Origin of the sequence: Pseudoalteromonas sp. UCD-33C (genome assembly GCF_001306895.1) — a bacterium.
In the GTDB taxonomy this organism is placed as follows: Bacteria; Pseudomonadota; Gammaproteobacteria; order Enterobacterales; family Alteromonadaceae; genus Pseudoalteromonas.
Map to the genome: position 1 here is coordinate 80218 of NZ_LJTB01000010.1, position 11920 is coordinate 92137.

Consider the following 11920-nt stretch of genomic DNA (forward strand, 5'->3'; position numbering starts at 1 on the left):
AAAAGAAGCTGCCTCGGCAGCTTTTTTTGTGCCCGAAATTCACTCTGGAATGATAATTGTATATTATTTGCTAAGACTGACTTTATTTAAGTGATTTTGATGCGTGTTTTATTGCCTTTAACATTACTCTTCTCAAGCCTAAGCATGGCTGAAGAGCCTATAACAGCTGTGCCTCTGTACACAGAGAGCGAGTTAATTGGCTTGATCAATAAAAATGCACACCTAGCACGTGTAAAGGCAGATGATTGCCAGTTAGTGCAAGATATCGAAGCGCGAGCCAATAAAATGGCACTGCCATCGTATCAGTTCTTGTATGGCGATATGCTAGCTTATGCTGTGTGTGTAGACCGTAATGTAGAGTTAGGGGTCTATTACATGCGTCAGGCTGCTCAACAAGGGCTAGGCGCGGCATTAGAGCAACTTGGTCGCTACTACGATGTAGGCCAGTTAGTGCAGCAAGATAAAGCGATGGCGGTAACCTATTTACGAGAAGCATCAGCCCAAGGCAACTTAAAGGCACAAATGCGACTGGTTAACCTATTTAATCAAGGTTATGGCAGCCCACGCGATTATGAAGATGCCTACCGTTGGTTATTTCATTCAATGGTTGCCGATAAAGCAACTCACAAGAAAGTCGAAAATTTACTCGCTAAGCTTGCCGAAAAAATGCCAGACAGCGTCGTTGCACGCGCCCGTTTACCTATGTAGGTAAATATAAATACATATAAAAAAGGCCAGCTAATGCTGGCCTTTTTTTATTTCTCTTCTTTATTTTCTTTTAGTTTGCCGTTATTCGGGTCTTTTAGCACCGATAGTTTAGGCGGTTGAAGTGCCACAATACGTTCACCTACTTGTGGAGGTTTTTCCATATTTGTAGTGAACGGGCGAATTTTAATAGGTGAATCGTCATCATCACTTTTCTCACCATTTAAAATAAACAGCGGGATAGCTTCGCTATTAACGTCTTTGTATTGCTCCCAACTAAACTCTTCAGAAATACGTGTTGCACTGACCTTGCCGCCTTTGGCAATTAAGCTACTTAAGCGCGCATAAGCGCCATTGTCGCCAAACAGGATTTGTCGCGATAAGAAGGTCGCACTGTCTTTATTTGCTTTAGCGTGGTTGGTTGAAGAACGCAGTGAAAATACATCTTTTTCGTCAAGTAAATGCGAGAAATACTGCACGCCTAATGCGTTGTGGTGACGGTTAGGCGAAAGCGCGAGTACGCTACGAATCGTCGTTAATGGTAAATAACGCTCAGCATGCTCTGACTGTGGATTACCATAGTAACAAGGTAAGCCATCCATGCGTGCCATTTTGCAGTTCTCCCATGCAGGATCAGATAAGTGCACGGGAATGTTTTGATCTTTTAAGCCGCAAGCAATGGCACGGGCCACATGGTTTGCACCAATAATCAAAATGGTATTTGGCGCTGGCTGACGTACTTTTAATAACTTTGCTAATGGCGTTGCTGTCAGGCTTTGCAGTACCACAGTCACGATGATCACCGTGAAGATAAGTGGCACAATTTTCTCTGCATCGGCAATGCCAGCTTCCACCATACTTAACGCAAATACTGAACCAACCGCCGCTGCAACAATACCCCTTGGCGCAATCCAAGCCAGAACTAAGCGAGACTTAAGTGGTAAATCGGTTTTAAAAGTCGATATTGCGATACACGCAGGACGGGCTACGAATAACACGATGGCTAAGAAAATAAACACATCGCTATGTAACATCATTAAGTCTGATAACTGTAGGCGGGCAGCAAGTAAGATGAATAACGATGAAATCAAGATCATCGAAAGGTCTTCTTTAAACTCAAGTACAGAGTCAATTTCAAGTTCGTCTTGGTTGGCAAGCCAAATACCAAACACGGTAACAGCGAGTAGGCCAGATTCATGGCTTAGGTGGTTTGAAACCGTAAAACTAATGAGTACTAAGGCAAGAATACCAAACTTGTGTAACTCAAACGGCAGCCATTCTCTACGAATAAGCAGCGTTGTAAGCCAGCCTGCAACCACACCAATGGTTAAACCTACACCGAGAGTTTTAAATAACGCGATAATAGTATGGCTTAGTACTTCGCCTTGGCCTACCAGCATAACAGCTTCAAATACCAATACAGCAAACAAGGCACCAATAGGGTCTATTACGATGCCTTCCCAACGTAAAATACGGTCTATGTCTTGGTTTGGTCTCATAGAGTTTAATAGCGGTGCAATAACCGTAGGGCCAGTAACAACAAGTACCGCACCAAGTACAGCGGCAACACGCCAATTAAGTTCTAAAATCCAATAGGCACTAAGGCTTATTACTAAGCAAGTTGTGATCATGCCTATTGAACAAAGGTTACGAACTACCTTGCCAATCCCTTTGAGTTCTCGAAAGTGCAGAGTGAGTGAACCTTCGAATAAAATCACGGCCACACTTAAAGAAACCACTGGGAATAATAAATCTCCCAACAGTGCATCTGGTTCTAACACGCCACTAAAAGGCCCGAGAATTAAACCTGTTAGTAGTAAAAATAAAATAGCCGGTACACGAAACGCCCAAGCTATCCATTGTGCCAATACTGAGCACAAGGCGATCCCTGCTATAAAAATTGCTGACATAGAATGAATTATCCTTTAGTTACTACAATTTAAAATGCCAACGCCTTAGATAATCGCGTCATTAGTTGCTGACATTATTAAAATAATGCTTGCCTATTAAAGCCTACTCACCGTCATGGATACAAGCAAACTCGTTGCTTCAAATACGATTTTAGTCGTTATTAATACTTTTTGGGTGTGTTTATGAAATTAAACCCTGCTAGGCTCGTTAAAAATTATTACACAATAAAATTGCACGCCTAAGGTACTGTTAATAAATGTATATTTTCTATGTTTATGGTAAGTATAAAAGTTATGACTACTTTTTGCACTTGATCTTTGCCCCTGATTTCCCGTATTATAGTTCGTGTTCAAACAATTTGATATCTAAATAGTTATTGGCTTTAAAGACACTCTTTGTAGCTTAGCTTTTTGAAAAGATACTTGTTTGCGACATTATTAGTGTTTTATACGCTTTGTTTTCTAATTAAATAGAAATGAGCTCTAAGTTGTTCAGTACATATTTATTACGTGTTGAATAGAATATAAGTTCATTATCTGGTCAATGTTTAGCTCCCATCGTGGCAGCTAAATCTCGGTCATACAATCTACACCCTATCTGCTGGTGTACCAGATTGTATAGGCTCTATGTATGTTGTTATTAATAAAAGCCGCACACAGCTTTTTACAGCGATACATAAACAACACTTATCTTTTTTTATCAACTTATGGTTTATAACCGTTTGGTCTACTGACTGAATAAAAGTTGTGCTATATCTAATCGCAGTACTTGCGTGGCGTAGTCGTGTGCATAGATAAGTGGTTTGGCAAAGTGATAATAGTCAGTGCGTTTAGTAAAGCTAAGCGCGAGTCTTTTAATCAGTGGCAAATTGGCACTGAACAGATAGTAAAATGGAAAGTTGAACAGTTATGCAAAAGTTAAATTGGCGACGTATAGTACTAAAAGTAGGTAGCGCATTAATCGCACCCGAACAAGACGGGTGTCGCTCACGTTATTTACTGACCATTGCACAGTTCATCGTTCGCTGTCGAGCGCAAGGTATCGAAGTTATTTTAGTATCATCGGGTTCGGTAGCTGCTGGTTCGCATTTATTCCCTGAACAAGAAAAGCGTTCAGTGACGATGAAAAAAGCAATGGCTGCTGCCGGTCAGACAGAAATGATGGCGATGTGGGATCGCTTCTTCGATTTCCCATCAGCACAGATTTTATTAACTCATGGTGACTTACGTGACCGTGAGCGTTACACAAGTATTCGTGAAACTGTTTTCACCTTACTTGAGCATGGTGTGTTACCTATCATCAATGAGAATGACACGGTAACAACCGACGATTTAAAAGTTGGTGACAATGATAACTTGTCGGCAATGGTTGCTGCAGCTGCTGATGCAGATGCATTGATGATTTTTTCGGATGTTGATGGTCTTTATGACAAAAACCCGAATTTACATGAAGATGCAGTGTTGTTACCTGAAATTGAAAGCATTGATGAGTCAATTTATGCCATGGCCGGTTGTGCAACCAGTGCCGTTGGTACAGGTGGTATGAAAACAAAAATTGAAGCGGCTGAAAAAGCCACTTCACATGGTATTACAACCTTTATTTTAAATGGTTTTAAAGAAGAGACATTTAACCGACTGCTAGCGGGTGACAACCCAGGTACTATCTTCACACCATACGAAAAACCAATGCAAGAAGCAGTGCATTGGATGACTCACACAGCAAATGAGCAAGGTGAGGTTGTCGTTGAAGGTTCATTTGATGAATCATTAGAAGATGAAGACGGTTGTATTCGTAGCGATGAAATCGTTGCAGTACACGGAGAATTTGGCGTAGGCGATACCATTTTAGTCCGTAGTGATGATGGTACGCGTCTAGCAAAAGCCACAGCGAATTACAGTAGCTGTTTATTGAATTTTATTGCTGACAACGAGCAAAGTGAATTTAGCGAAAAAATGCAAGATTCAATCGGCCCAGTTGTTTCAGAAAAAGATATCGCATTATTGGAGAAGTCATGAGTTTAATTACGGATATTTCGAGTCAAGCTGCAAAAGCTGCAACCCAGTTAGCTTTACTTGATACTGCTACTAAGAATCAAGTTTTAACTGAGATGGCAGAGGCGCTACGTGAAAGCAAAGCTTTTATCATCAAAGAGAACGAAAGCGATTTAGCGGCAGCACGTGATAACAACCTTGCTGCATCGATGATTGACCGTTTAACGCTTAACGATGAGCGTATTGAAGCAATGGCAGAAGGCATCGAAGTAATTGTTAGCCTTGATGATCCTGTTGGTCAATTACGTGAAATTTCAGAACGTCCAAATGGTATTAAGATCAGCAAGATGCGCGTACCATTGGGTGTTGTATGTATGATTTATGAAGCACGTCCAAATGTGACGGCTGATGCAGGCGCTCTATGCTTTAAATCGGGTAATGGTGTTATTTTGCGTGGTGGTAAAGAAGCACTACGTAGCTCGCAAGCAATCGCGAGCGTAATGCATAAAGTACTTGAAAAGCATGGTTTACCAGCTGCGTTGATTTCAGTAATCCCAGATCCAGACCGTGGTCTACTCATGGAGTTGATGCAACAGCGTGACACAATTGATTTAATCATTCCGCGTGGTGGTGAAGGTTTAATTAATTTTGTAACAGAAAACAGTACCATTCCAGTGATTCAGCATTTTAAAGGCGTATGTCACCTTTATGTTGATAAAGACGCTGATTTGAATGTAGCAATCAATTTACTATTAAATGGTAAAACTCAGCGTACTGGTGTGTGTAATGCCCTAGAAGGCTTAGTGGTTCACCAAGATATCGCTGATGAGTTTTTAAACCTGTGTGCAGTTGTTCTTCGTCAAGAAGGCGTAAAAGTAAATGCAGATGCGAAAGCTGCCGAGTACTTTGATAACGCAACACTACTTGCTGACGACGAGTTTGGTGAAGAGTACTTAGATTTAGAAATCGCAATCAAGGTTGTGCCTGACTTTGCTGGTGCCATTGATCATATTGCTAAATTTGGTTCAAACCACACTGAAGTGATTTGTACTAAAGACCAAGCTGCAGCGCAGTTATTCCAACGCAGTGTGGATGCATCTGTGGTAATGGTTAATGCGTCATCGCGTTTTTCTGATGGTTCACAGTTAGGTTTAGGTGCTGAGATTGGTATTGCGACAACTAAGCTACATGCTTATGGTCCAATGGGTCTAGAGTCACTTACAACTGAAAAATACTTAGTGAATGGCGAAGGCCAAATTCGTGAATAATCACTAAAAAGTAATTGCTTAAAAAGCCGGGCTTTGCTCGGTTTTTTTGTGTTTAAAATAAAACGAAGACAGCAGAAAGACTAATAAAGTCGCTTTAATTTAGATTCTATTGGTTTTTATTAACTATTTGGCAGATTGCCTAAAGAGAGGTAGGAAAGTGGTGGAGCTAAGCAGGATCGAACTGCTGACCTCCTGCGTGCAAGGCAGGCGCTCTCCCAGCTGAGCTATAGCCCCACATTCCTAAATACAGGATGCTTAAGTCTTGCGTCTCAAGCGGGGTGAACTTTAAATATTTTTGCATTTGTGGTCAAGTATTTTTTTTAAAATGTTCGATTTTTTACTCTGTTGTTTTATTTTTGGTAGACTAAAGCGCATTCACTGTTCAAGGCTTATCCAATAATGAAAAAAATAGCATGGCTTTTGGTTGTTTTACTTGCCGGTTGCGCAAGCCAACAAGAAGCGCCTCCTTTTGAAATCAATAATAAGCAGTTTTACGAAAAAAATGATGAGCAAGGCAATAAAATCTTTGCCTATGTGGTGTCAGTTAAAGCACAGGGCAGACGCCCGATTAATCTTGATAAGCCAATGACACGCAGGCAGTTTAAAGATTTTGCCGAGCAAGAAGTATTTGAAGAGTCGAGCAATTTAAAACTTATGCTGGAAGACCAAGCGGTTGAATTATTAAATGAAGAGCTTAAAGAACGACAATACTGCGACGATAAACACGTTATTGACGAAGTATTATGGCGTGATTTAAGTGTGCAATTACGAGGACGTTGTTTGTAAATGTATGCAGATAAAAGCAAGTTAGCTGCTACGCTAGCTCAATTAGATATTAATTATGATGTGATTGAGCATCCACCATTACACGGCAGCTTAGATGCCGATAAGTTTATGCTCGATAGACCGGGCACACGTTTAAAAAACCTGTTTTTACGAGATAACGAAGGTAAGCGCCACTTTTTAGTGATCACCGCTCACGACAAACAACTCGACTTAAAAGCCATTGCTCAGCAGCAGGGGTTATCGCGTTTAGGGTTTGCATCTGATGAGCGATTAGCGCGTTATCTTAAAGTGCCACCGGGCTGTGTTTCTATGTTGGCACTGTTAAACGATAAGCAAAATAATGTCACTCTTTGGCTAGACCAAGAAATTTGGTTTAACGAGCTTTTTCATTGTCACCCTTTTGAAAATACCGCCACTTGGCTGATGAAAAAAGATGACTTAGAGCTGTTTTTTGAAAGTACCGGGCATCAACCGCGTATCGTATTTCTACCTGCCAAATAAACTAAGCTTAAACCCACTAAGCAGACTAAAAGTAGCACGGTCATAAAGGCAACTTGGCCGTGTTGCTGATATACCAGCCCTGGCAATAATGAACCTAATGCGCCACCGCTATAATAAAACGATACATAACCGCCATTGGTGACACTTGCAGGTGCGCTGCTGATTTTATTTACCAGTGGAGCGGCACTTGAGTGGATAACAAACATTGCACCGCAAAAGCCAGTAAAAGCAATAACAAAAAGTAATAACTGTTGGCTCATCAATAGCACCATTGTCAGGCTATAAAATACAAAAACCCAGGTTAGTAAACGCCAAGGTGTTGATGACTTTCGTAACAACCAAGGTGTGGCTATGGAAGCTAGTGCACCAAGCAAATAACCGCTGTAAACCAGTCCGATGTCTCGGGTGTTAGTGATAGCAAAACTGTCTTGCAGAATGAAAGGTAAATAATTTAACAGTGCCGCAAAACAAAAGAACATACAAAACACCGCTCCGTAGAGCTTTAATACCAGCGGATCTTTTAATTGCTTTAGATACAACAGCGGAGACTTTGCAGCATGAATACTCGCACCTTTGTTTGATTTAGGAATGGCGAGTGCAAATAGTACTAACCCAAGCGCAATCACATAATAAAAACTTTGCCAGCTCAAAAAGTCAGTAAACAAGGCGGCGAGCATACGTCCGAAATAGCCACCAACAATGGTGCTGCCAATGTAAAGTGTCATATTACGTTGTAATTGGTCAGCCTGAAAAGTCACACCAATATAACTGGTCATGGCAGTGAGCGCTGCGGGTAGGGTGATCCCTTGTATAAAACGAACCAGTAATAGCAACTCAAAGCTTGGTGCTAAAGTAAAAGCGATACAGCTGATTGCTAACACAAACATGGCAATCTTTAGAATTGTTAGTGGGTTTCGCTTAGCTAAAAACAAGCCATACACTAAAGGAGCAATTGCTAGTGGCAACATAGTTGCGGTCATTAAGCTACCAGCAGTGGCTGGCGATACAGAAAAATGACTGGCAAATAATCCAAGTAAGGGTTGTGGGGCGTATAAAACAAAGAAAATAAACACAGAGCAAAGTAACAAATGTCGCAGCTGCATTTTTAGCTCCCAAGAGGAAAAGCCCTAGCTTATCGGGTACAGGTTTTTTTACAAGTTCAAAGGCGACTAAAATGATAAATCTTGCGTTAAATCAATATGTCATGATTTCATCGCGTGTTAATCTCACATCAATATACTCGATTGCTGTGAATCAAGTGGGCTCAGTACTGTTATTTGTTGGCAGAGCTGATTAAAATAACCCTAATACGCATTAATAAATTGGAATTTCGTCATGGGGTCATTACAAGATCAATTACTTAAGGCTGGTCTTACTACGGCACATAAAGCTAAAGTAGCCAAATCTGAAAAGCGCAAACAGCAAAAGAAAAAAAAGAAAGGCGCCACGAGTAATCCTAGCGATCTGCAAAAGCATATTGAGCAGACTAAGCTTGAGCAGCAGAAAAAAGCCGACGAGCTTAATAAAGCGCGTTTAGAAGAGCAAAAGCAACGTGAGCAAGTAGCGCGCGTTAAGCAGATTTTAGAGCATCACAATCAAGATGAAATTCGTGGTGACCGTACATTTAACTTCACTTATCAAAATAAAGTGAAAGAGCTCGAAGTAAACGAAAAAACACAAAAGGCCCTAGCTGGTGGCCGTTTAGCAATTTGTGTTTTAGAAGGCCAATTTTTTGTACTGGAAGACGAACCAGCACGAAAAGTCGCTGAAGTCAGCGAAGACTACATAGTGTTCCATGTTGAGCCTGAAGATAAGCAAAAGGATGAAGATGATCCGTATGCTGATTTTGAAGTACCTGATGATTTAATTTGGTAGTGACTGTTTCTATTGCCGTTACAATTTTCGGGTGCAATATTGTTAAATCATGGTCTACACTAAAGAAAATGTTTAATAACCCGTCAAAAAAGAGAAGATACAAATGAGCAAGATCACGAAAATTTTATGTGGGGCTGGCATTGCAATGGCTGCAAGCCTATCTTTCAACACTATGGCTGCGGATGGTGCAACACTTTACACAGCTAAGCTTTGCCAAACTTGTCACGGTGCAGAAGGTAAAGCGCCTATCATGCCTCAGTACCCTAAATTAAATGGTCAAAATAAAGAGTACTTACTAGCACAAATGAAAGACATTAAATCAGGTGCGCGTAGCAACGGTATGGCTGCTGCGATGAAAGCAATGGTTGCAAACGTATCTGAAGAAGAAATGGCTGCAATTGCTGATTACTTATCACAAGTAAAATAAACACCATTTTAGCGTGAAAAGGCCACATCAATTGATGTGGCCTTTTTGTATCACCTATTGATCATCCATTAATAGTAATTTAGACTTCTATACATCTATTTGTGCAGTGTCACATATACAAGGTTTTCCATGTTTGACTTACCAAAACTCGATTTAAAAAATAAAGTATCTGAACAAGAATGGCAGCTTCGTGTTGATTTAGCAGCATGTTACCGTTTAGTTGAGCACTTTCGATGGGGGGATTTAATTTATACCCACCTATCGGCACGTTTACCGGGCACAGATCATTATTTAGTTAATGCATTTGGTCTTAGTTTTGATGAAGTGACGGCATCAAACCTTGTGAAGGTCGATTTAGCAGGCAATATTCTTGATGACACGCCATTTAAAATTAATCCGGCTGGTTTCACTATTCACAGCGCTATTCATGAAGTTCGTGATGACGCTCACTGTGTTATTCATTTACACACAAAAGAAACCATCGCCGTTGCAACGCAAGAAAAAGGCCTGTTACCACTTAGCCAATACTCAATGTTCTCATTGCCATCATTGTCTTATCATGGCTACGAAGGGTTAGCGGTAAACAGTGATGAGAAAAAGCGCTTGCAAGATGATTTAGGCACCACTAATCACATGCTATTGGTTAACCACGGTGGCTTAACTGTTGGCCCAACAGTGGGAGATGCCTTTATGCGATTTTATGATTTGCAGCGTGCCTGTGAAATTCAATTGGCTATTCAAGCCAGTGGTCAAACGGCAATCCCGGTACCACAACCTATTATCGATAATATTTATAATCAAGCGAATGTCGTGCATAGCGGCAGCACAGGTGGCCAGTTAGCTTGGCCAGCCATGTTACGTAAAGCTTATCGTCTTGATCCTAGTTTTGCTCAGTAAGGAGTAACCATGAAAGTTAATCGCGTCGAAGTGTTCGATATTCATTGTCCAGACAGACCTGCTTGGACACCTGTTTTTGTGCGTATTCACACCGATGAAGGTATTAGCGGTGTGGGTGAAGCGGGTCTGGCTTATGATTTAGGTCATAGCGCAGCTGCGGCAATGATCAAAGAAATGGCTGATGCCTTTTTAATTGGTCATGACCCATTTCAAACAGAAAAACTGTGGTCACGAATGCTACGCGAAAGCTTTTGGGGTTTAGGTGGTGGTCCTGTTGTATATGCAGCAATGAGCGCCATTGATACTGCACTTTGGGATATTAAAGGTAAAGCATTAGGCTTGCCTGTTTACCAGTTATTAGGTGGTAAAGTTAACGATAAGCTGCGTACTTATGCATCACAATTACAGTTTGACTGGGACAGCGAATTTAAAGCGCTTGTTCACCCAGAAGAATACGCAGAAGCAGCGCTTAAGGCGATGGCTGAAGGGTATGATGCGGTAAAAGTTGACCCAATCCAGTACGATAAAAACGGCAATACTTATTATGACCGCACTAATATTATTTCTCGTGCAGAAATGAAATTATATCGCGCGCGTATGCAAGCTATTCGTGAAGCAGTCGGTGACGAAGTTGACATTATTTTTGAATGTCACAGTTTACCTGGCGCAACATCAGCAATTCAAATTGGTGAAATTGCTGAAGAGTTCGATTGTATGTATTACGAAGAGCCTGTGAATTACTTAAATCATTCATTACATGCAAAAGTTGCTGACAAAGTAGCGGTGCCAATTGCAGGTGGTGAACGTTTGTATAACCGCTGGGGTGTGCGTCCTTACTTAGAAGATCAAAGTATTGATGTATTACAGCCAGACTTAGGCCTGTGTGGTGGTTTCACTGAAACTAAAAAAGTGTGTGATTATGCTGATATCTTTGATGTGCGTATTCAAGCTCACGTGTGTGGCGGCCCAGTAGCAACTGCAGCTTCGTTACACCTAGAAACCGCAATTCCTAACTTCTTAATTCACGAACATCACACCTATGCGATTAAAAAATGGAACCGTGAATTGTGTATTCAAGATCCACAACCTAAAAATGGTTTCTTCCAAGTATCAGAAGAGCCAGGTATCGGTATTGAATTAAATGATGAAGTCGTTATGCGCTCACAACGTGTTGAGATTAAGTAATACTAATTCACAATATCAGAGTTAAAATTTAATGTTGAATATTGAAAAAGGCCCGTTAGGGCCTTTTTTGTGAAAAAATGTAATTGTTAATATTTATATATTAGGCTTTTTTATTAAATAATAGGTATGTTTAAGCTGAATGCCGAATCTAAGTTTGCTAGTTTTAATGTTAATGGTTTGGTTTATTTTGATGTTTTTAATATAATCCACCTCCGTATTGTTTATGTTTCTGAAATTATACAGATTAAAACCCTGTGATTACATAAAGTTACATTTAGTCCTTGGTTCTAATAAATATGGTTTTTTTGTAATATATTTGTGTTTTTTAATTTACATTCTTGTTTCACTTTACTAATGTAATTGTGCCTATTTTA

The 11920-nt window shown here is 40.5% G+C and carries 11 protein-coding genes and 1 tRNA gene; 9 read left to right on the forward strand and 3 right to left on the reverse strand.

Annotation, left to right across the window (positions count from 1 at the left end; genetic code table 11):
- Positions 1-99: 99 nt before the first annotated feature.
- Complete coding sequence (locus AOG26_RS16410) at positions 100-708, forward strand: tetratricopeptide repeat protein (protein ID WP_054563494.1); 609 nt, start codon at positions 100-102, stop codon at positions 706-708.
- 47 nt (positions 709-755) lie between these two features.
- Here the strand turns inward: AOG26_RS16410 and AOG26_RS16415 are convergent, their stop codons facing one another.
- Positions 756-2615, reverse strand: coding sequence for a cation:proton antiporter (locus tag AOG26_RS16415; protein WP_054563495.1), 1860 nt, complete (start codon positions 2613-2615; stop codon positions 756-758).
- Positions 2616-3524: 909 nt separating this feature from the next.
- Between AOG26_RS16415 and proB the strand changes: the two genes are divergently transcribed.
- Positions 3525-4631 carry a glutamate 5-kinase gene (gene proB / locus AOG26_RS16420; RefSeq protein ID WP_054563496.1) on the forward strand — a complete coding sequence of 369 codons (1107 nt, stop codon included), beginning with the start codon at positions 3525-3527 and terminating at the stop codon, positions 4629-4631.
- A complete protein-coding gene (locus AOG26_RS16425; RefSeq protein WP_054563497.1) occupies positions 4628-5875 on the forward strand; it encodes a glutamate-5-semialdehyde dehydrogenase in 1248 nt (415 codons plus the stop codon). The genes proB and AOG26_RS16425 overlap by 4 nt, the downstream gene beginning before the upstream one ends.
- Before the next feature lie 158 nt (positions 5876-6033).
- On the opposite strand, the gene AOG26_RS16430 is transcribed toward AOG26_RS16425, so the two are convergent.
- A tRNA-Ala gene (locus AOG26_RS16430) sits at positions 6034-6109 on the reverse strand.
- Between the two features lie 165 nt (positions 6110-6274).
- On the opposite strand from AOG26_RS16430, the gene AOG26_RS16435 reads away from it, so the two are divergent.
- Complete coding sequence (locus AOG26_RS16435) at positions 6275-6661, forward strand: hypothetical protein (protein ID WP_054563498.1); 387 nt, start codon at positions 6275-6277, stop codon at positions 6659-6661.
- On the forward strand, positions 6662-7162 hold the full coding sequence (locus tag AOG26_RS16440) for a prolyl-tRNA synthetase associated domain-containing protein (protein ID WP_054563499.1): 501 nt from the start codon (positions 6662-6664) through the stop codon (positions 7160-7162).
- Here the strand turns inward: AOG26_RS16440 and AOG26_RS16445 are convergent.
- On the reverse strand, positions 7129-8265 hold the full coding sequence (locus AOG26_RS16445) for an MFS transporter (protein ID WP_054563500.1): 1137 nt from the start codon (positions 8263-8265) through the stop codon (positions 7129-7131). The genes AOG26_RS16440 and AOG26_RS16445 overlap by 34 nt on opposite strands.
- 232 nt (positions 8266-8497) lie before the next feature.
- Between AOG26_RS16445 and AOG26_RS16450 the strand changes: the two genes are divergently transcribed.
- The 4 genes from AOG26_RS16450 to AOG26_RS16465 all read left to right on the forward strand — a co-directional run bounded on the left by AOG26_RS16450 (position 8498) and on the right by AOG26_RS16465 (position 11546).
- Entirely contained in the window at positions 8498-9037 is a 540-nt protein-coding gene (locus AOG26_RS16450; protein WP_054563501.1) for a DUF2058 domain-containing protein, read from the forward strand.
- 103 nt (positions 9038-9140) lie between these two features.
- Positions 9141-9464 (forward strand): c-type cytochrome, encoded by a 324-nt coding sequence (locus AOG26_RS16455; RefSeq protein WP_054552448.1) that lies wholly within the window; start codon positions 9141-9143, stop codon positions 9462-9464.
- Between the two features lie 129 nt (positions 9465-9593).
- Positions 9594-10361, forward strand: coding sequence for a class II aldolase/adducin family protein (locus AOG26_RS16460; protein WP_054552449.1), 768 nt, complete (start codon positions 9594-9596; stop codon positions 10359-10361).
- A gap of 9 nt (positions 10362-10370) precedes the next feature.
- Positions 10371-11546 carry a mandelate racemase/muconate lactonizing enzyme family protein gene (locus tag AOG26_RS16465; RefSeq protein ID WP_054552450.1) on the forward strand — a complete coding sequence of 392 codons (1176 nt, stop codon included), beginning with the start codon at positions 10371-10373 and terminating at the stop codon, positions 11544-11546.
- Positions 11547-11920 lie beyond the last annotated feature (374 nt).